Annotated in this window: 16 protein-coding genes; 2 read left to right on the top strand and 14 right to left on the bottom strand. The window is 72.6% G+C overall.

Going from position 1 to position 20,461, the window contains the following annotated elements; all coding sequences use genetic code 11:
- Window position 1: 1 nt before the first annotated feature.
- Together MJ604_RS18490 and MJ604_RS18495 are read right to left on the bottom strand one after the other, a co-directional pair.
- A complete protein-coding gene (locus MJ604_RS18490; protein ID WP_243060063.1) occupies window positions 2–1,681 on the bottom strand; it encodes a GMC oxidoreductase in 1,680 nt (559 codons plus the stop codon).
- Between the two features lie 17 nt (window positions 1,682–1,698).
- Window positions 1,699–1,926, bottom strand: a complete 228-nt coding sequence (locus tag MJ604_RS18495; RefSeq protein WP_243060064.1) for a hypothetical protein — start codon at window positions 1,924–1,926, stop codon at window positions 1,699–1,701.
- Window positions 1,927–2,053: 127 nt separating this feature from the next.
- Here MJ604_RS18495 and MJ604_RS18500 point away from each other — a divergent pair, with 127 nt between their 5' ends.
- On the top strand, window positions 2,054–4,159 hold the full coding sequence (locus MJ604_RS18500; RefSeq protein WP_243060065.1) for a GAF domain-containing SpoIIE family protein phosphatase: 2,106 nt from the start codon (window positions 2,054–2,056) through the stop codon (window positions 4,157–4,159).
- Between the two features lie 3 nt (window positions 4,160–4,162).
- Here the strand turns inward: MJ604_RS18500 and MJ604_RS18505 are convergent, their stop codons facing one another.
- Window positions 4,163–4,441 carry a hypothetical protein gene (locus MJ604_RS18505; RefSeq protein WP_243060066.1) on the bottom strand — a complete coding sequence of 93 codons (279 nt, stop codon included), beginning with the start codon at window positions 4,439–4,441 and terminating at the stop codon, window positions 4,163–4,165.
- A 51-nt stretch (window positions 4,442–4,492) separates the two neighbouring features.
- Here MJ604_RS18505 and MJ604_RS18510 point away from each other — a divergent pair, with 51 nt between their 5' ends.
- The gene (locus MJ604_RS18510; RefSeq protein WP_243060067.1) at window positions 4,493–5,278 is read left to right on the top strand and encodes an alpha/beta fold hydrolase; all 786 of its coding nucleotides are present in this window, start codon (window positions 4,493–4,495) and stop codon (window positions 5,276–5,278) included.
- 6 nt (window positions 5,279–5,284) lie between these two features.
- Here the strand turns inward: MJ604_RS18510 and MJ604_RS18515 are convergent, their stop codons facing one another.
- The 11 genes from MJ604_RS18515 to MJ604_RS18565 form a co-directional block, all read right to left on the bottom strand.
- Window positions 5,285–6,265 carry a hypothetical protein gene (locus MJ604_RS18515; protein WP_243060068.1) on the bottom strand — a complete coding sequence of 327 codons (981 nt, stop codon included), beginning with the start codon at window positions 6,263–6,265 and terminating at the stop codon, window positions 5,285–5,287.
- 98 nt (window positions 6,266–6,363) lie between these two features.
- Window positions 6,364–10,110, bottom strand: coding sequence for a S8 family serine peptidase (locus MJ604_RS18520; protein WP_243060069.1), 3,747 nt, complete (start codon window positions 10,108–10,110; stop codon window positions 6,364–6,366).
- 84 nt (window positions 10,111–10,194) lie between these two features.
- On the bottom strand, window positions 10,195–11,349 hold the full coding sequence (locus MJ604_RS18525; protein ID WP_243060070.1) for a serine hydrolase: 1,155 nt from the start codon (window positions 11,347–11,349) through the stop codon (window positions 10,195–10,197).
- Between the two features lie 27 nt (window positions 11,350–11,376).
- A complete protein-coding gene (locus MJ604_RS18530) occupies window positions 11,377–12,258 on the bottom strand; it encodes an amidohydrolase family protein (protein ID WP_243060071.1) in 882 nt (293 codons plus the stop codon).
- A gap of 8 nt (window positions 12,259–12,266) precedes the next feature.
- The gene (locus tag MJ604_RS18535; RefSeq protein ID WP_243060072.1) at window positions 12,267–13,142 is read right to left on the bottom strand and encodes a 3-hydroxyacyl-CoA dehydrogenase NAD-binding domain-containing protein; all 876 of its coding nucleotides are present in this window, start codon (window positions 13,140–13,142) and stop codon (window positions 12,267–12,269) included.
- Entirely contained in the window at window positions 13,139–14,737 is a 1,599-nt protein-coding gene (locus tag MJ604_RS18540; RefSeq protein ID WP_243060073.1) for a CocE/NonD family hydrolase, read from the bottom strand. The genes MJ604_RS18535 and MJ604_RS18540 overlap by 4 nt, the downstream gene beginning before the upstream one ends.
- A 2-nt stretch (window positions 14,738–14,739) precedes the next feature.
- Entirely contained in the window at window positions 14,740–15,219 is a 480-nt protein-coding gene (locus MJ604_RS18545) for a DUF3237 family protein (protein WP_243060074.1), read from the bottom strand.
- A complete protein-coding gene (locus MJ604_RS18550; protein WP_243060075.1) occupies window positions 15,216–16,958 on the bottom strand; it encodes an ABC transporter ATP-binding protein in 1,743 nt (580 codons plus the stop codon). Before MJ604_RS18550 ends, MJ604_RS18545 begins: the two co-directional genes overlap by 4 nt.
- On the bottom strand, window positions 16,955–17,824 hold the full coding sequence (locus tag MJ604_RS18555; protein WP_243060076.1) for an ABC transporter permease: 870 nt from the start codon (window positions 17,822–17,824) through the stop codon (window positions 16,955–16,957). Before MJ604_RS18555 ends, MJ604_RS18550 begins: the two co-directional genes overlap by 4 nt.
- Window positions 17,821–18,780, bottom strand: coding sequence for an ABC transporter permease (locus MJ604_RS18560; RefSeq protein WP_243060077.1), 960 nt, complete (start codon window positions 18,778–18,780; stop codon window positions 17,821–17,823). Before MJ604_RS18560 ends, MJ604_RS18555 begins: the two co-directional genes overlap by 4 nt.
- Window positions 18,780–20,417 (bottom strand): ABC transporter substrate-binding protein, encoded by a 1,638-nt coding sequence (locus MJ604_RS18565; protein ID WP_243060078.1) that lies wholly within the window; start codon window positions 20,415–20,417, stop codon window positions 18,780–18,782. The genes MJ604_RS18560 and MJ604_RS18565 overlap by 1 nt, the downstream gene beginning before the upstream one ends.
- Window positions 20,418–20,461 lie beyond the last annotated feature (44 nt).

Here is a 20,461-nt window from a genome sequence, read left to right on the forward strand (position 1 = left end):
GTCACGCCGTCGGCGCGTTGTCGAGCCTGAGCGCGCCGGAGGCGCCCTCGGGCACGACCGGGGCGTTCGGCGGCACCGGCGCGACCGCGGCGTACGCCGCCCCGGGCGCCGGTCGCGGATCCGCCTCGCCGCGGTTCGGCCAGAGCGCCGTGGCCCGCTCGGCCAGGGCGGTGATGGTGAGCGACGGGTTCACGCCGAGGTTCGCCGTGATCGCCGAGCCGTCGATGACGTGCAGGCCGGGGTAGCCGTGCACGCGGTGGTAGGGGTCGACGACACCGTCGTCCGCACTGAGCCCCATCACCGCGCCGCCCAGGTAGTGCGCGGTGACCGGCTTGTCGAACGGGTCGGCCAGCGAGCCGCGAGCCTCACCGTCGATGCGGTCGGCGAACATCCGGGTGATCCGGTGCGCGACCGGGATCCAGTCGGGGTTGGGCTCGCCGCGCCCGGCGCGGGTGGAGAGCCGCAGCCCGAACGGCGTGCGTCGCAGGTACGACGTCAGCGAGTTGTCGAGCGACTGCATGACCAGGATGAACGCCGTCCGCTCGGCCTTCTGCCCGCGCAGCGCGAAGCGGAGATGGTGGACCGGCCGGCGCAGCAGCATCCCGGCGAACCGGAGCGCACGCCGCGGCCCACCGTCGACCAGCGGCGCGCTGCTCGCGAGGATCGCGTCCTGGCCCGGCCCGTAGCGGCACACCTCGACGTGGGTGTGCGGCTCGGGGTGGATCGACGCGCTGATCGCGACCCCGTCGGCCAGGTCGGTGCGCGACCGGCTGACCGCCATCAGCCCGGCCTCGGAGTTCGTCCGGCTCAGCTCGCCGAGGCGGTCCGACAGCCGCGGCAGACCACGGCGCTTCACCCGGTGCAGCAGCTCCTGGGTGCCGAGCGCGGCCGCGGAGAACACGACCTGCTCGGCCGTGTGCACCGTGCGCCCGCGACGCAGCCACCGGCCCGAGCGCACCGAGACGACGTCGTACCCGCCGCCGGCCCGTGGTGCGACGTCGACGACGGTCCGCAGCTCCTGCACGGACGCCCCCGCGCGCTCGGCCAGGTAGAGGTAGTTGGTCAGCATCGTGTTCTTCGCGTTGTGCGGGCAGCCGCTGAAGCAGCGCGCGCAGAACGTGCAGCCGGTCCGCGCGGGACCGACGCCGCCGAAGTACGGGTCCGGCTGGGTGCGGCCGGGCTCGCCGAAGTACACGCCGACCTGCGTCGCGTGGAACGAGTCGGCCACGCCGAGGTCGGTGGCGATGCCGAGCAGCACGTCGTCGCTCGCGGTCAGCCGCGGGTTCTGCGCCGCCCCGAGCATCCGCTTCGCCTGGTCGTAGTACGGCGCGAGCTCGCGCCTCCAGTCGGTGATGTGCGCCCACTGCGGGTCGGACCAGAACTCGTCGAGCGGCTCGTACAGCGTGTTGCCGTAGATGATCGACCCGCCGCCCACGGCGGCCGCGCTGACGACCGTGGTCCGCCCGATCGGGCTGAACCGCATCGCACCGCGCAGCCCGAGCCGCGGCATCCAGACCATCGAGCGCGGGTCGCGGCTGCGCTCGGGGAAGTCCTCGGGTCGCCAGCGCCGGCCCGCCTCGAGCACCCCGACGCGGTAGCCCTTCTCGGTGAGCCGGAGCGCGGTGACGCTGCCGCCGAAGCCCGACCCGATCACGAGGACGTCGAAGTCGAAGCCGGTCACGGGCGGCAGTGTGCCACTCAGTCGCGGCGCGTGACGTGCTCCTGGCGAACCCACTCGAGATAGGCGCGCGGCTTCACGTTCCCGCCGCCGTCGGCCCAGACGACGTACGCCTCCCAGCGGCCCTGGACCGTGCGCCAGTCGAGGAGGATCCCGGGCGCGCGTCCGGTCGAGGCGCCGGTGACGTTGACCCAGACGTGCTTGGGGCCGACGTGCCCCCGCTGCCCCGTCTGGTCGTTCGCCCGCATCCGAGAAGAATAGAACATATGTTCGAATCCGGGCGAGTGGCCTCCGCAGATCGCGATCGACTGGATAATGCGGATCATCGACAGGGCGCCGAGAGAGACTCGTGAGGTGGCAGGCGAGGTAGGACCGGTGACGCGGCACCCCGTGGACCCGGTCGAGCGCGTCTGGTGGCTGGTCGGGCTGGCCGTGGTCGCGATGCTCGCCGTCACCGACTTCGTCTCGGGCCGGCAGATCAACGGCGCGTACGGCGTCGGGGCCGTCATCGCTGCGTTCTGGTGCAGCCCGCGGCGCACGCTGGTGGTCGCCGTCGTCGCGTCGGTCGCCTCCGTCGCCTCCGGGGTCTGGAACGACGACCTCGGCGAGCCCGTGTGGACGGTCCGCTTCCTCACCTGCCTCCTGCTCTGCGCGGTCGCGCTGGCGACGGCGCACACCAACCAGCGCCGGCGCCGGCAGGTCGAGCGCATCCAGCTGCTCGCGCAGCAGGTCCTCGACGCGTTGGCCGTCGAGCTGACCGGCGCGCGGACCGTGACGGAGGTGGCGGACGGGTTCGTCAGCCACGCCGTGAGGGTCCTGGGCGCGAAGTCGGCGATGGTGCTGTCGCTGGACCCCGACGACATGCTGCGCGCGGTGACGTGGAACGGGCGCGGCGGCCAGGCCGCCGACCAGTTCCAGGAGGTGGCGTTGCACAGCGACCTCCCGGGCGCCGTCGCTGCCCGCGACGGCGTCGACCTGCACTACCGGACCGTGCAGGAGATCGAGACCGTCTTCCCGGCCCTCGCCGGCTACTACCCGACCGAGCTGAGCCTGCACGTGCTGCCCCTGCGCCGGGGCGACCGGACGCTCGGCCTGCTGGCGCTGACGTTCCCTCCGGGCTCGTTCGGACCGGCCGAGGACGGCTTCCTGCACTCGCTCGCCGGCGCGCTGGCCAGCGCGCTGACCCGGGCCGAGGAGCTCCAGGCGGCCGACGCCGAGACCCAGCGCACCGCGCTGCTGGCCGAGGCGTCCATGACGCTCTCCCGCAGCCTCGACATGGAGGGCACCCTCGCGGAGGTCGTGCGGCTCCTCGTCCCGAGGTTCGCGGACTGGTGCGCGGTCCAGCTGCTGCGGAACGGTGAGCTCGAGACGATCGAGATCCAGCACCGCGATCCCGAGACCACCGAGTGGGCGCGCAGCATGCGCGACGCGTTCCCCACCCGCATGGACGCAGCCACCGGCGCCCCCCAGGTCGTGCGGACCGGGACCAGCGAGATCTACCCGTTCATCCCGGCCGACCTGGTGGACGCGGCCGCGGTCAACGACGAGCACCGCGCGATCCTGCGGCGAATGGGGTTCACGAGCGCGATCGTCGCTCCGCTGAAGGGCCGGGACCGGATCCTCGGCGCCGTCACCCTGATCCACGCCGAGTCGGGACGCCGGTACGCCGAGGCGGACCTGACGTTCCTGGAGGAGATCGCCGAGCGGGTGGCCCTCGCCCTGGACACCGCCGCGACGTTCGAGCAGCAGTCCGAGCGGCTCGCGGGCGTGACGCTGATCGCCGAGGCCGCGCAGCGCGCCATCCTCGCTCCACCGCCGCCGCGGGTCGGACCCGTGGTGCTCAACGCGCGCTACATCTCCGCCGCGGTGGAGGCCCAGGTCGGCGGCGACCTGTACGAGCTGGTCGCGCGCCCCACCTCGGTGCGGCTGCTCGTGGGCGACGTACGCGGCAAGGGGCTGGGTGCCGTCCGCACCGCCACGGTCGTGCTCGGCGAGTTCCGCGCCGCCGCGGCCGGCACCGGTGACGTCGCCGAGGTCGCCCGCGAGATCGACCGGCGGCTGGTGCCGTACCTGCCCGACATCGAGGACTTCGTCACCGGGGTGCTGGTCGACATCGACCACGACGGCCGGTTCAGCATCGCCTCGTGCGGCCACCCACCGCCGGTCCTGGTGACCGCCGCGGGCGAGGTCCGCACCATCGACCTCGACCACGCGGTCCCGCTGGGGCTCGGCGCCGACCCTCGCCCGACGCACGGCCGGCTGGGGCCGGGCGACAGCCTGCTGCTCTACACCGACGGCCTCATCGAGGCGCGCTCCCCCGACGGGTCGTTCGTCGACCCGACCCCGCTCCTCGCCGGGCTCGTCAGCGATCCGCCCGAGACCGCCCTCGACAACCTGCTCGCGTCCCTCAAGGCCGCGGCCGGGCAGGCGCTGGACGACGACCTCGCACTGCTGCTCGCCTGCTACGACCCTCGGCCCTGATCCTCAGTCACGGTCCGGCAGCGGCAGGCGGGCACGGAGCCAGGCCACGGTGCCTCCGGTGAGGCCACGCGCCTTCGGCCGATGACCGAGCGGCGCCACGACGAGGGCGCACTCGTCGCTCAGGAGCGACTTCGCCTCGTGGTAGATCCGCGACACGGTCTCGTCCGACTCGACGACGACGAGCCCGGGCCCCGCCTCGACCAGCTCACGCCACGGCCCGGGGGTCGCCATCACGACCTGCGCCTGCGCCGGGTCACCGAGCCACATCAGATGGACTGCCACGACACAGCAGTGCCCGCCCGGGGACCGGGGCGAACGTGGGACGATCCGGCGGTGCGGACCGACGACGGCTGGGTGACCGAGCACCTGCTGATCGGCGGCACCCGGGTCGACTGCCGGCGCAGCACGCGCGGCGACGGCGTCCCCATCGTGCACGTCCACGGCTTCGCGATCTCCGGCACGTACCTCCTGCCGACCGCCCGCATCCTCGCCGACCGCTGGGTCAACGTGGTCCCGGACCTGCCCGGCTACGGGCGCAGCCAGCGTCCCGGCCGCGTGCTCGACATCCCGCAGCTGGGCGAGGCGCTGGTCGGCGTGCTCGACGCCCTCGAGATCGAGAAGGCGGTGCTGCTCGGCAACTCGATGGGCTGCCCCGTCTCCCTGGAGGTCGCCCACGCGGCTCCCGAGCGCGTGCACCGACTCGTGCTGGTCTCGCCGGCCGGCGGCGTCCAGAACCAGCCGCTGGCCAGGGCCCTCGGCCAGCTCGGCAAGGACATGTTCCTCGAGAGCCCGCGGATGTTCCCGGTCGCGGTGCCGGACTACCTCCGCTTCGGGCCGGTCAACGGGTTGCGGCTGTTCGGCGAGCTCGCCCGCTACCCGTCGCTCGAGCGCCTGGTGCACGTCCAGGTGCCGACGCTGGCGGTGCTCGGACGGCGCGACCCGCTGATCCCGACGCCCGAGCGGGTCCGCGAGGTCGCCGCGATGTCGCCCGTGCACCTGTCGGTCGCGGTCATCGACGCCGCCGCGCACGCGGTGAACTTCAGCCACCCCGACGAGCTCGCCGCGGTCGTCGGGGCCTGGCTCGACGACCCGGACCCGGCGCCGGGGCGCGCGGGCTGACCTGGGTCAGGCCCACCCGTTCCGGGAGGCGTACCAGCCCAGCTGCATCCGGCTCTGCACGCCGGCCAGGTCCTCCAGGTGACGGAGCCGGCGCTGGAGCGTCCGCAGCGACAGCCCCAGCTGGGACGCGACCGCCTGGTCGGTGAGGCCGGCGAGCAGCAGGCTCAGGATCTTCAGGTCGAGGGCGGTCGGCACGCCGTCGAGGTCCTCGGTCGTGACGGTGCCGGCGTCGAGGCTCGACAGCCGGAGCGGGTACGACCGCGCCCAGACCGCCTCGAACAGCGACTCCAGCGCCGCGACCAGCCCGCTGCGCTGCAGCAGGACCGCGCCGGGCTCGTCGGTCGGCGCGAGCGTCAGCGGCACCAGCGCGAGGTCGCCGTCGGCGAGCACGAGCTTGATGGGGATCTCGTCGGCGACCCGGATCTCGACACCGTTGCGCAGCGAGTCCACCACCTCGGCCATGGCGCCGGGCCCGTCGAGAACCGCTCGCTCCACGATCACCCGGACCCGGACGCCGCGGTCGACGGCCGCGGGCTCCGCGGTGTTCTCGCCCATCGGCACGGCCACGAACGGCGCGGTCACGAACATCCGCAGCTGGCCGGTCGCGGCCTGCTGGACCTGCTGGTACCGGTGCCGGATCGGGTCGATGCCGGTGACCACCTCGATCAGGGCGTCGATGGTCTGCCCGGCGAGCGAGGCCCGGTGCTCCTCGGCGAGGGTGGCCAGCGCCTGCTCGGCGAGCCGCAGCCCGTCGCGCCGGTCCGTGATCAGCGCCCCGAGGGCGACGGCCGGTGGCGCCGCGACGTACACGCCCCCGCCGGGGCGGAACGCCAGCCCGGCCGAGACCAGGCTGGCCAGCGCCGACTCCGCGTCCGCGGCCGCGACTCCGACCTCCGCGGCGAGGTCTGCGGGGGTCACGCTCGGGTGGGCGAGCAGGGCTCGGTACACGAGCTCCACACCGGGCTCCACACCCAACGCCTCCAGCATCGGCACCCCTCCCCGAGTCGGCGATCGCCGTGGGGAGAGTACCGCCGGCCGGGCGGGTGCCGGGAGGTCTCCCTCCCGGCACCCGCCAGGACCCGAGGTCACCGGAGGCCGTACGCGGAGATGACCTCCTGCTCGATCGAGTAGCCGGCGTCCGTGGCCGCGCTCGCCCGCACCGAGACGAAGCCGCCGGGCCGCTTCGCGGTGTCGAGGGTGCCGTCCCACCAGCCGCCGGAGCCGCGGCTCAGCCGCACCGTGCGCCAGGTGGCTCCCCCGTCGTACGACACCTCGAGGCTGACCCGGGTGAGCTTCCCCGGCACCTCGCCGAGGTCCATCGACGACGGGAGCACCGAGATCCGCTGCTTCGCACCGGCGCGGATGTCGCCGCGCAGGTCGGTCTCGACGCGGTAGTCGAGCTCCATCACCGAGAACGGCTCGAAGTAGTCGGAGTCCACGGTGTCGGACATGAACTCCCACTCGGTGTGGGTCCGGGTCGACAGCCGGAAGATGTCCGCCGGCCGCTCGGCGTCGAGGACGACGCGGTACGGGAGGTTGCCGGCCGGCACCTCCTTCCACTGCATGTCCGCGCTGTACGGGTTGTCGTGGATGAGCGTGTCGCCCTGGAAGACCTGGAGGTGCGTCGGCGTCTCGCCCCACGGGAGGAACCCACCGAGCTCGACGCGCTCGTTGAACGAGCTCCAGGGCTGGACGTTGAAGGTCATGTAGTCCTGGGCACGGGAGTTGAAGACGCCGAACGAGTCGCTGAACCCGGGCCGGATCGTCGGCCGGAACCAGTCGAGCTCTGCCTTCTCGCCACGGTCGTACGACGTGACGCCCGAGACCATCGGCCAGTAGAGCGGGGTGTCGATCCCCTGGGCGTGCGACTCGACCCACGCCTGGTCGGGCGTGACCCACTCGACCCGGGTGGCCGGGTGCTGCTCGAGCTCCTCGAAGCCCAGGGACGGGCTGAGCGTGACGTCGTAGCGGTATCCGCTCGAGACCGTCGGCTTCACGGCGTAGTAGCTCGCGTCGATCCGCGCCAGGTCCCGCTGGCTCGGCCGGTAGACCATCGCGCGGTCCGGCACCTGGCCCGGGTACTCGCGGGTCAGGTCGTAGACGTACGACGGGAACTCGGCCTGGCGCAGTGTCAGCCGGGTGCCCCGCTTGGCCAGGGCGACCAGCACGGCTCCGGCGTCGCGGTGGACGCCGGCGACGGGGATCGGCACGTCACCGACGTACTCCTGGAGACCGCCGACGCCGTCGTTGACGACGACCAGCGCGAGCGCCCCGGCCGCGACCGCGGCCGCGGCCCGCTCCTCGGGCGACACCGACTCGGTGCGCTCGACGACGACGATCCGGCCCCGGGCGTCGAGGCCCTGGTAGTCGGCCGCTGCCCCCGAGCGGGCGTACACGGTGGCCGCGGAGTCGGTGGTCGTCCCCACGGTGCTGCCCGGCTGCACGAGGGTGTCGATGGTGCCCCCGTGGCGGCGGCCGTGGCGGCCGTGGGGGCCGCTGAGGGTGAGCGCCGGCTCGCCCTTGCGCCAGCGGGTGGTCAGGATGAAGGAGCCTTGCTCCATCGGGTCGGTCGGTGCGACGTAGACGTCGTCGACGTCAGGCGAGACGGCGTACGCGCTGCGGAACTCCAGGCCGCTCTCGTCGACGATGCTGAGGTCGACCTTGCGCTGCCGGTCCTCGGTGCGCTGCGGCGCCGCGGTCTGCAGGAGGTTCGCCTCGCGGGCGTCGAGGACGACCTCGGTCGACTCGTCGAGCACGGTCTCCGGGTCGACCAGCACGGCCAGGCCGGACCGGTCCGCCCGCTCGCCCTGCACGTCGAGGTAGGTCGTCACCGAGTAGGTGCCCGGCGGCAGCCGCAGGGTCTTCTCGCCGTCGACGTACTCGCCCCAGGCGCCGAGCGGGTCGCCGGCCCGGTTGATCGAGACCCAGGTGGCCGCGGGTGCGCCGTTGCGGTCGACGAGCTTGATGTCGAGGTCGTAGCGCTCGTCCTCCTTCAGCAGGGCCAGGGAGGTCCGGGTGACCGGAGTGCCGGTGGCGGCGTCCGTGCCGACCACGTAGCCGACGTGACGCCCCAGGCCTGCGGCCATCGGGTCTCCGGTCACGGGCACGACGGCCTTGGCGCCGGCCGGCACGGTGACGGTCGACTCGCCCAGCGTGAACGCCTGCCCGCCACCCGCGAGGGCCAGGTCGAGCGTGACGTCCTGGTCGCCGGTGTTGGTGAAGGTCAGGTCGTGGGTGACCGCGGCCTCCGCTTCGTCGTGCGGCCAGGTGTAGTTGCCGAAGAACAGCGATCCGGTGCCGCGCACGGTGGCGTCGACGGCAGCCGCGACGTCGAGCCGGCCGGTGCCGACCTCGTACGGCGAGTACGCCGGGTCGAGCCCGTGGGTGCTGCTCACCAGCTGCTCCTTGAGCTGCTCACCGGTCCAGCCCGGGTGCTGCTGGGCGAGGATCGCGGCGGCGCCCGCGACGTGCGGGGTGGCCATCGAGGTGCCGCTGATCGTGCGGTACATCCCGGAGCCGCCGTCGGTCATGTCCTGCGAGCGGGCCGCGGTGATGTCCACGCCCGGAGCCGAGAGGTCGGGCTTGATGGCGCCGGTGACGGTCAGCGGACCGGTGCTGGAGAACGAGGCCAGGGCGTCCTGCTTGTCGACGGCGCCGACGGTCAGCGCCGAGGCGGCTGCGCCGGGGGACGAGATGGTCTCGGGCCCGGAGTTGCCCGCGGCGATCACGAAGAGGGTGCCGTACTGCGCGGAGAGCGTGTCGACGGCCTGGGACATCGGGTCGCTGCCGTCGGACGGTGCGACGTCGCCCAGGCTCATGTTGACGACCTCGGCGCCGGACTCGGCGGCCCACTGCATGCCGGCCATCACCCAGGAGTCCTGGCCGTTGCCCTCGGGGCCGCCCAGCACCTTGCCCACGATGAGGTCCGCACCGGGAGCGACACCGCGGTTCTCACCGTCCGAGGCGGCGCCGGTGCCGACGATCGTGGAGGCGACGTGGGTGCCGTGGCCGTTGACGTCGGCCATCCCCTCGCCGGGCACGAAGCTCTCGGTCCCGTCGATCTGGGTCGCGAGGTCGGGGTGGCTCGCGTCGATGCCGGTGTCGAGCACGGCGACCGTCACGCCGGTGCCGTCGAGGCCCTTCGCCCACGCGGCCGGCGCTCCGATCTGCGGGACGCTGTCCTTCAGGCTGACCTGCACGCGACCGTCGAGCCAGAGCTTGGCCACGCCGCCGCGCAGGCTCGGGGTCGGGTCGGTCGGGTCGGCCGGAGCGATCGACGTCCAGAACGTGCGGGCCCGCGGCTTGGGCGTGACGATCGCGGCGCCGTCGATGACCGGGAGGCGGCGTACCGTCCGGCTGGCTCGCGGGGCCGCGGGTGCCGCCACGCGTGCCCGCGCCTGGGTGTAGGAGACGATCAGCGGCACGGTGCGCGTCCCGGCGTCGTCGTACCCCATCTCGATCAGCGTGGTGACGTCGAACAGCCGGGGGTCGATCTCGTGCGCACCGAGCAGGCCGACAGCCTCGTCGGGGATCACGTAGAGGTCGCCGCCGCTCTCCTGCACGCGCACGCCCCCGACCGCGTCGTCGGGCCGGTCGACGTCGGCGACCTGGCTGCCGTCCGCGAGCGTCGTGACCGTCACGACGTCGCCGGTGACCAGGGTGACCCGGTGCCGCGAGGACGGGGTGTCGGGGCTGCCCGGAAGGTCGGGCGCAGCCGCGTGTGCTGGCGCGTGGAGGTTGGTGGAGATCAGGAGGGCGGGGGTCGCGACGGCAACGGCGAGGAGTGTCGGACGCCAGCGACGCCGCCCCGAGAAGGGCGCAGATGGATGCATGGGTGGATGTCTATCCGGCGCTCGCCCCGCGCTGGTAGGTCCTCGGATGACGCAGATCCGCCATGGCGCGGATCCGCCTCCTGCTCAGGCCGGCGGGTCGACCACCCGGGCCAGCGCGCGCAGCATCTCCATGTTCTCGGCCTCGCGGTTGTCGGACTCCTCGAGCGACGTGCCGTACCTGCGGTTGGCGCTGAGCTTCACCACGACGACCTCGCGCGCGGGGTCGACGTACACGAACTGGTTGTAGACCCCGATGCCGCTGAACTCGCCGGTGGTCTCGCCGGCGTCGGTCTTCGGGATCCACCACTGGTAGCCGTAGCCGATCGGCGGCTCCCCCTCGAGACCCGGGATCGGCTCGAACGGCGGCGCCGACTCCGCGACCGACTCCGCGACCCACGCCTCCGGCACGACCTGCACGTCGCCGACGCGGCCGCCGTTGCGGTAGAGCTCGCCGAGCCGGGCGAAGTCGCGGGCCGTCACCGTCAGGCACGCGAACGCCGCCTCGGTGCCGGCGCTGTCCACCAGCCAGGAGCAGGACGACGTGAACCCGAGCGGCTCGACGAGCTTCTCGTGCATGTAGTCGGCGAGCGACCGCCCGGTCGCCTTGATGAGCAGCAGGCCGAGGGCCTGCGTGTCACCGGAGTTGTAGCGGCACATCGTGCCCGGCTCCAGCTCGCGCACCATCCCGCCGACGAAGTCGACCAGCGTGCCCTGACCGGACATCGCCGCAGCCAGGCGCAGCGCGTCGGACGTCGGGTCGCTGTAGTCCTCGCTCCATCGGGCCCCCGACGCCATCCGCAGCACGTCGCGGATCGCGACACCGTCGTACGCCGAACCGTCGGGGACGTCGACGTAGTCGCTGATCATGTCGTCGACGCCGCCGATGTGGCCCTCCTCGATCGCGATGCCGACCAGCGCCGAGACGAAGCTCTTCGCGACCGACATCGAGATCCACCGCACCTCGGGCCCGCCGGTCAGCGCGTAGCGCTCGTAGCGGACCTCGCCGCGGTGCAGCAGGAGCAGCGCCGCGGTCTCGGTCTCGGCGAACCCGTCCTCGAACGGCTTCACGCGCCCGGCGTGGTCGAACGTCGCCGGCGCCTCGACCGGCGCACCGGACGGCCACGGACGCGGACGGGTGGACGCCGGCATCTCGACCGACGGCAGCAGGTCCGCCATCCGGCAGAAGTTGTCCACCTGGGCGACCCCGGTGAAGAGGCCCAGGTCTGCGAATCGGGTCATCGTGCCTTCTCTCGTGCTCTCGTGGGGTCAGCGGAGCCGCAGCACGCGCGCGGCGTTGTCGACGAAGATGTCGCGGTACGCCTCGTCGCGGACGCCGAGCTCCGCGAACGACGACATCCAGCGGTCGGGGGTGAGCACCGGGTAGTCCGAGCCGAACAGCGCCTTGCGACGCAGCAGCGTGCCGAGCTGGCGGACCAGGGCGGGCGGGAAGTACTTCGGCAGCCAGCCGGACAGGTCGATGTGCACGTTGGCCTTGTGGGTGGCCACCGAGATCGCGGCGTCCGACCACGGCACGCCCGGGTGCGCCATCACGATCGTCAGCTCGGGGAAGTCGGCCGCGACATCGTCGAGCAACATCGGGTCGGAGAGCCGCAGCTTGATGCCGCGGCCACCCGGCAGGCCCGCGCCGATCCCGGTCTGGCCGGTGTGGAACAGCGCGACGACGCCACGCGCGGCGAGCTCGCCGTACAGCGGGTAGTACGTCGGGTCGTTCGGCGCGAAGCCCTGCAGGCTGGGGTGGAACTTCATGCCGCGGACGCCGTAGTCCTCGATCAGGCGTACGGCGCGCTCGATCGCGTCCGGTCGTCGCGGGTCGACCGAGCCGAACGGGATCAGCACGTCGTTGTTGCGCGCGGCGCCCTCGGCGATCTCCTCGCTCGACAGGGCCGGGTGACCGGTCTCGGTCTCGGCGTCGACGGTGAACACGACCGCCGCCATCGACCGCTCGCGGTAGTGCGCCGCGATCCGGTCGAGCGTGGGCGTGCGGTCCTGGTCGGCCTTGAAGTACGCCGCTGACGCGTCCATCAGCTCCTGGTCGAGGGAGAAGTGCCCGTGGTCGTCGGCCTCGACGTGCGTGTGCACGTCGAGCGCGACGATCGCGTCCAGGTCGATGGCGGGTTCGTACCGCATGGGTCTCCTCAGGGAAGGTCGGTGTGCTGGGCCTTGGCGGTGAGCAGGCCGACGAGCAGCTCGTCGCGGGCCGCCGCCATCGCGGCCTGGTCGACGCCGGCGAGCTCGTCGTCGACGCCGCGCACGAGGAGGTCGACGAGCTCCGGCGACAGGCGCGGGTCGCCGAGGTCGTCCATGATCGCCTGGGTCGGCGGGCCGAGGTGGGCGAGCACGTGCGCCAGTCCCCCGGCGCCGCCGGACAGGTGCTGGTTCACGAGCGGGCCGAGGAGCGCCCAGCGCAGCCCGGGCCCGTGGGCGATCGCGGCGTCCACGTCCGCGACCGACGCAACCCCGCTCTCGACGAGCGAGTAGGCCTCGCGCCACAGCGCCGCCTGCAGCCGGTTGGCCAGGTGGCCGGCGACCTCTCGACGGAGGTGGACCGGGCGCTTGCCGAGCGAGCGGTAGAACCGGAGCGCGGCCTCGACCGCCGCGGGCGAGGTCCCCGGCCCGCCGACGACCTCGACGAGCGGCATCAGGCGGACGGGGTTGAACGGGTGCCCGACGAGCACCCGCTCGGGGTGCTCGGGCGCCATCGCGGCCAGCGTGCTCGGCATCATCGTCGACGACGAGCTCGCGACCACGACGTGCGGCCGGGCCGCGAGGTCGATCTCCCGGATGATCTCCGCCTTCACGTCCTCGCGCTCGGGTCCGTTCTCCTGGACGAAGTCCGCGTCGCGCACGGCGTCCTCGATCGTCCCGGCGAACGAGAGCCGCGAGTCGCGCGGCATCGACTCCTCGGCTTCCGGCGCGGGGTCGAAGACCCGCACCTCCAGGTCCTGAGCCAGGCAGCTCGCGGCCCAGCCGCTGCCGATGACGCCGCCACCGATGAGGGCGACGCGCCTCATCCGGCGGCGCCCGGCAGCACGTGGAACGTGAGCACGGCGTCGGCCAGCGTCTGCGTGTTCGGCACGACCTTCTCCGCGAGCCACGGGTGCTCGCCGGTGCCGGGCTGAGGCACGAACTCCGGGTAGTCGCTGCTGCTGACCTGGGCGCGCAGGTGGTGGCCGGCGCGCAGCCGGTAGCCGACCTGCCCGAGGTCGACGGTCACCGGCCGGCGCTCGGAGGTGTCGACGACGTGGACCTGGCCGCGCGCCACCAGGTGCGCCGCGCCCGAGGCGTCCACGTCGAGCAGCCGTACGAAGACGTCCATCCGCGGACCGTCGCTACCCACGGTCGCCGTCAGCCCGACAGCACCGACCAGGTCCGTGTCGGCGTCGACCGGCGACTCCTCGAAGACGAGGACGTCGGCCCGATCCGCCCAGGCGCGCTCGTCGGGGTACTCGCCCAGGAACGCGAAGGCGTTCTCGACCGGCGACGGCACCAGGTCGTCGGGATCGTGCACCCACGTCAGCTCGTCGGTCGTGAGCCGCCACGGACGAGCCTCGATGCCGGCGGGCGGCCAGGTGGGCGACGTACGGAACCCCTCGGTGTGCGCGAGGTTCCAGCGCACCTTCGGGATCGTGGCCGCCGGCACCCGGTCGCGCAGGAACACGTCGAAGAACTCGATGGTCGGGTCGAGGTACGCCGGCAGCGACGCCTCCACCTGCTCCGGGCTCTTCTCGCCGCGCGGGTCGAGGAGGTGGATGTTCTCGTGGTCGATCGAGTCGATCAGCAGGTACTCGTTGTGCGCCCACGCCTGGTGCTCGACCAGCTTCCAGTGGTCGCTCCACTGCCAGGGCGCGCAGTTGTCCCACCAGCCGATGGTCTGCAGGACCGGGACGGCCTTGGCCTCGAACGGGTGGCCGAACGGGAACCGGCGCAGCCGGACCTGCTCGGGGAACCACTGGTCGAACGAGATCGATCGCGACCCGACGGTCTCGAAGAACTCCTCGACGCCGGCCACCAGCGGCCGGCGCTTCCAGTCCGGCTCCCAGTAGTAGACGTCGTTGTCGTGGAAGAACGTGCACGGATAGAGCCGGTGCACGCCCATCTCGACCTCGCGGGTCCAGCTGCCCGGCTGTACGTCGCCGTCGTCGGGGAGCTCGCCGAGCCGGGTGCCGGTCACCCGCGGCGAGATCGCGCGCAGCGCCGGGTGGCCGGTCGAGACGGCGGCCCACTGCGTGTAGCCGTAGTACGAGTCGCCCCACATGCCGACGACGCCGTTCGACCAGGACTGCTCGACGAGCCAGTCGAGCGTGTCGTGGCCGTCGGCGGCCTCGTTGACGAACAGCAGCGTCTCGCCCTCGGAGCGGAACTTGCCGCGCACGTCCTGGGCGACGACGTGGTAGCCGTGCCGCACGAAGTACGCCGCGATCAGCGGGATGAACGTGTAGGTGCCGACCTTGTCGTACGGCAGCCGGATCAGCACCGCCTCGGCCGCCTCGTCGCCCGCGAGGTAGACGTCGGTCGCCAGCCGCACACCGTCGCGCATCCGCACCATGTGGTGCTGCGCGCGGTCGTCCAGCGGCGCCGGGCGGACGTGCTCGTACTCGGTCGGCACGGTCACTTCACCTCGAAGAACTGGATCCTGATCTGGTGCACGTCGGCGTCGTCGTACGCCATCCCGACGAAGACCGTGTGCGTGAGCCAGGTGTGCTGCGGCGCGTCGGTGCGGAAGACCGGCTGGGTGCGGAAGTAGTACTCCGACGGGTCCACCGGCTCGCCGGCCTCGGCGCGCTCGTTGACCTCGTCGGAGGCGACCCAGAAGCCGCGGTTGACGATGTCGATGAGCGCCCCGTCGTCCGCGCGGATCAGGTAGCGCGCGTCGAGGTCGACGGCCACGCCGGGCCGCGCGATCGCCCAGTCGCCGCCGCCGGGGACCACGGTCCCGTTGAGGCGCGGGCCGCTGACGGTGCCGCCGGTGATCGGAGTCATGCCGACGGGGGCGGAGCCCGCGTGGCCGATGTGCTCGGACGGCGCGATGTCGACGCGCGCCTCGAACGCGAACGCGAGCTCGGGGACGATCTGGGGTACGGCGGTCACGGAACCTCCACGGGGTCGGGTGCTGCAGGGGTCGTACGGCGGCGGCGGGGCTGCCAGCCCTCGCGCGGCACCGAGTCGATGAGCCGGCGGGTGTAGTCCTCCCGCGGGGCGGAGAGCACGTCGTTCACCGCCCCGGACTCGACGACCTCGCCGCGGTGCATGACCAGGACGTCGTCGCTGATCTGCTGCACCACCGGCAGGTCGTGGGAGATGAAGAGCAGTGCCACGTCGAGCTCGCGGCGGATCCGGTCCAGCAGCTCGAGCACCTGTGCCTGCACCGAGACGTCGAGCGCGGAGACCGCCTCGTCGAGGATCAGCACCGAGGGGTCGGCCGCCAGCGCTCGGGCGATCGCCACCCGCTGCCGCTGCCCGCCGGACAGCGACCGGGGCAGGGCGCGGCCCTGCTCGGCCGTGAGCCCGACCTGGTCGAGCAGCTCCGCGACCCGCTGGTCCCGCTGCTTCTTGGGGAGGTGGCCGTGCACCGCGAGCGCCTCACGCAGGCAGTCCTGTGCGCTCTGGCGCCGGTCGAGCGACGAGTACGGGTCCTGGAACACCATCTGCACGAGCCGCCCGCGGCGCCGCCGCTCGGCGGAGCTCAGCCGGCCGGGCTGCCACTCGTCGCCGTCGACGACGATCCGGCCCGACGTCGGCTGGGCCAGGCCGACGATCATCCGGGCGGTGGTCGACTTGCCGGAGCCGGACTCGCCCACGATGGCCAGCGACCCGGCACGCGGCAGCCCGAAGGAGATGCTGTCCACGGCGACGAGGTCCTCGTGCCCGGTGCCGGTCGCCGGGCGAACCCGGTAGACCTTGCGCAGCTCCGCGACCTCCAGGAGCGGAGCGGCGGCGGGCTTCTCGTCGTACGGCCGGCCCGAGGGCACGGAGACCTGGAGGCGTGGGCGCGCGGCGATCAGCGCCTTCGTGTAGTCGTGCGAGGCCTGCTGACGCAGGCCCTCGGCGCCGAGCTCCTCGACGATGCGGCCGTCCTTCATGACCGCGATCCGGTCGCAGACGGCGTCGGCGAGGTCGAGGTCGTGGCTGACGAACAGCATCGCCAGGCCGCGGGCCTTGCGCTGCTCGTCGAGGATCGCCATCACCTCCTCCTGGGTGGTGACGTCGAGCGCCGTCGTCGGCTCGTCGGCGAGCAGCAGGCTCGGCTCGGCGGCCATCGCGGCCGCGATCATCACCCGTTGCAGCAGTCCGCCCGACAGCTCGTACGGCTTCTGCCGCATCCGCCGCTCGGGATCGGTGATGCCGACGTCGACGAGGAGGCCACGCACGGTCCTCTCCGCCTCGGCGCGCGGCTTGCGCTGCACCTCGACGAGGTTCTCGAGCAGGAAGTCGCCGACCGAGCGGAGCGGGTTGATGTGGGCGCGGGGGTCCTGGAACACCACCGCGGTCTGGGTCCCGCGGAAGCGCCGCAGCTCGGCCTTCGACAACGTGCCGATGTCGGTGCCGTTGACGTGGATCGTGCCGCTCCTGGTCGCGCCCCGCGGCAGCAGGCCGACCACGGCGCGCAGCGAGGTGGTCTTGCCGGAGCCGCTCTCGCCGACCAGGCCGAGCGCCTCGCCCGGCGCGATCGTGAGGCTGACCCCGTCGAGGATCGTCTTGCTGCCCCAGCGCACGGGTACGGCGACCCGCAGGTCCTGGATGTCCAGCGTGGTCATTTCGGGGTGCCCGCGGAAGCGCGGGCTGGAGGAGCGCAGCGGGGGAGGCTCGTGGTTTCGCGGGGTGTTCACAGCTCGGCTCCTCGCACGTCGTACCGCTCGGCGACCCAGCCGCTGACCAGGTTGAGGCAGACGACCGTGACCAGCACGGCGCCCGCGGCGTACAGCGACTCCTGGGGGTAGCCCTCGATGATCGAGGACTGGCCCTCGGCGACCATCACGCCCCAGTCGGCGGTCGGCGGCTGCAGGCCGAGCCCGAGGTAGGAGATCGCGGCGAGGTCGAGCATCGCGTAGGCGAAGCCGATGCCGGCCTGCACGGTGATCATCGGCATCAGGTTGGGCAGCAGGTGGCGCACGGCGATGCGCGGCGCCGGCACGCCCTGGATCTGGAGGGCCGCGACGTACGGCAGGTTGCGCTCGCGCAGCGCCACCGAGCGCAGGATGCGGGCCACCATCGGGACGTAGGCGATCGACAGCGCGACCACCGGCGCCCAGAAGCCGGCGCCGAACACGGCGACGGCGACGACCGCGAGGATCAGGCCGGGGAACGCGAACAGCACCTCGATGAGCCGCGAGATCACGGCGTCCACCTTGCCGCCGCACCACGCGGCGACCAGGGCGAGCAGCACGCCGGCGGTCATCGAGCACGCGATGACCAGCGCCGGACCGGCCAGGCTGATCCGCGCGCCGTACAGGAGGCGGCTGAGGATGTCGCGACCGCTGGCATCGGTGCCCAGCCAGTGCGCGGGGCTCGAGCCCTCGTAGGGGCTCATCAGGTCCACGGCGTTCGGGTCGTACGGCGCGATCAGCGGTGCCAGCAGGGCCGCGAGCACGATCAGCGCCAGTACCGTGCCGGCAACGACGATCACCGGGCTGACGCCCGCGAACCGGCGCAGCAGCAGCGGTCGCCGGGGGCTCAGGGCGAGCTCGGCGCTCATGCGGCGGCTCCTTCGAGAGCGGTGCGCGGGTCGAGCAGGGCGTTCACGGCGTCGATGACCGCATTGACGACCACGAACGCCGCGACCATGAACAGCGAGATCACCTGGACGACCGCGAGGTCCCCCTTGGCGGACGCGTCGACCAGCAGCGAGCCGATCCCGTTGACGCCGAACGCCTGCTCCGCGACGGCGGTGCCGGCGAACAGGCCCGCGATGCTGAGGCCGGACACGGTGAGGATCGGGGCGACGGCGTTGCGCATCACGTGCCGGCGGGTGATCAGCCGTTGCGGCGTACCCCGGCTGACGGCGGTCTCGACGTGCTCCGACACCTTCTCCTCGTCGACGGCCGCGCGCGTCACCGTGGCGACGTACGCGACGTAGCTCAGGCTGAGCGCGATCGCGGGCAGGGTCAGGTGCGCCAACCGGTCCGTCAGTCCCTCGCCGGTGCCGTAGATCGGGAGCCAGTCGAGGGTGGTCGCGAAGATCGCGATCAGCGCGATCGCGACGACGAACGTCGGCGCACCCATGGCGACCGTGGTCACCACGTTGATGACCGTGCGCGTCACCCGGCCGCGCAGGCCGGCCAGCACGCCGAGCCCGATCCCGAAGACCAGGATCAGGGCGCCGGCGTACAGGACGAGCAGCGCGGTGCTGCCGACCCGGGCGGTGAGCAGGGTGCTGACGTCGGTCTTGTAGACCATCGACGTGCCGAGGTCGCCGGTGACGATCCCGTGCAGCCAGTGGAGGTACTGGCTCCACCACGGGTCGTCGAGGTTGTACTCCGCCCGGATGCGGGCGAGGTTCTCCGGGTTGGGCTTGGTGCCTCCGGCGATCGCCGTCGCTGGGTCGCCCGGCGCGAGGTGGAGCGCGAGGAAGATCGTCAGGCTCGAGACGAGCAGCGTGACGACCAGCGCCCCGACCTTGCGCAGGACGAACAGCGGCCAGCGAGCCGGCACTACTCCGTCCCACCCAGGGAGGCGGCCCACGGGGAGGCGATGTACGAGATCGAGGCGGGGGAGCCGCTGAGGCCGTCGCCCAGGTAGAGCAGCACGTTCATGCCCGCGAGCGTCACCTGCAGGTTGTCCGGCGCGAAGATCGCCTGGGCCTCCACGAACTTCTCCGCGGTCACCGCCGGGTCGGTGGTCGTGCGCGCCTCCTCGAGGAGCGCGGTCACCTCGGGGTTGTCGTACTGCGACCAGTTGTAGAGGCCGGTCGGCGTCGCGAACTCCGGCGCGTAGTAGAGCCCACCGGGAACCTCCTGGAAGCCGATGGTGCAGACGAAGTCGACGCCGGCGCGCTTCTCGGGGTTGTAGAAGAGCTCGGAGAACTCGGTCGGCTGCATGGTCTTCAGCTGCAGGTCGATGCCGATCTCCTTGGCCGCGGCCTGCACGACGGTCGCGGCCTGCGACTCGGTCGCGCCGCCGGCAGGGATCGCCATCACGAGCTTCGCGCCGTCGGCGCCGGCCTCCTGGACCAGCTCCTTCGCGCGCTCGAGGTCGGGCGAGTCGTTGGCCGGCAGGGCGTCGTACCCGTCCTGGTAGGTGCTCGCCTCGCTGTCGCCGCTCCACGCGAGCGGCGCGGTGAACGTCTTCTGGATGGTGCCGAGGCCGCGCAGGACCGTGGAGATCAGGCCCTTCTTGTCGATCGCGAGGTTGAGCGCCTCGCGGACCCGCGGGTCGGCGCCGAAGCCCTCGGTCGAGGTGGGACCGAAGCTCAGCGACTGCGTGCTGAAGCCGCGGTAGACGGTGCCGGAGTCCGCCTTCTCGAGGGCGACGGCCGTCGAGACCGGCAGGTCGTAGGCACCGTCGATCTCGCCGGCGCGCAGCGCCGAGGTGAGGGTGGCGGCGTCGCCGACGAACTTGAAGGTGACCTCGCCGACCTTCGGGGCGCCGTCCCAGTAGTCCGGGTAGGCCTTCACCTCGATGCTCTCGCCGGTGTTCCAGCGCACGAACTCGTAGGGGCCGGTGCACATCACGCCGCCCTGCGCGGTGCCGAAGGCCGGGCCGGCCTTGGTCGCGAACGCCTGCTGGACGATGCCACCGCCCGGGCCGGCGAGGCCGTACTTGAACTGGGCGTCGGGCTGGCTGAACGCCAGCGTCACCTGGAGGTCACCGGTCTTCTCGATCGAGGTGACGTAGCGGAAGGCGCCGCTCCAGAAGCTCGGGCCCTTCGGGTCGGCGGTGCGCTGGAGGCTGTAGACGACGTCGTCGGCAGTGAGCGGCGAGCCGTCCCAGAACGTCACGTCGTCGCGGAGGTCGATCACGAAGGTCGTGTCGTCGGCCCACTCGGCCGACGTGGCGAGCGCGGGCTGGACGGAGAAGTCGGGCTCGACGCGCAGCAGGTTCTCGCAGAGGTTCGGCGACACGGTCATCTCGGAGGTGGCGCCCGACACGATCGGGTCGACCGACGTGGGCTCTCCGGTCGGCAGGCCCCAGACGATCGAGTCGACCGCCTCGGTGCCCTCGGGCGTGGTGCTGACGATCTCGCTCTTCGTGAGCTCGCTCTTCTTCGGGCCGCCATCGCTGCCGCACGCGGTGAGCCCGAGCCCCACCACGAGACCGATGCCGACCAGCCGAACCGACGTACGCGCCATGGTTCCTCCTCCGGCCGGGACGTGATCCAGGCCTCATCTCAGGG

It is taken from the genome of Nocardioides sp. SR21, from assembly GCF_022761125.1.
GTDB lineage: Bacteria > Actinomycetota > Actinomycetes > Propionibacteriales > Nocardioidaceae > Nocardioides.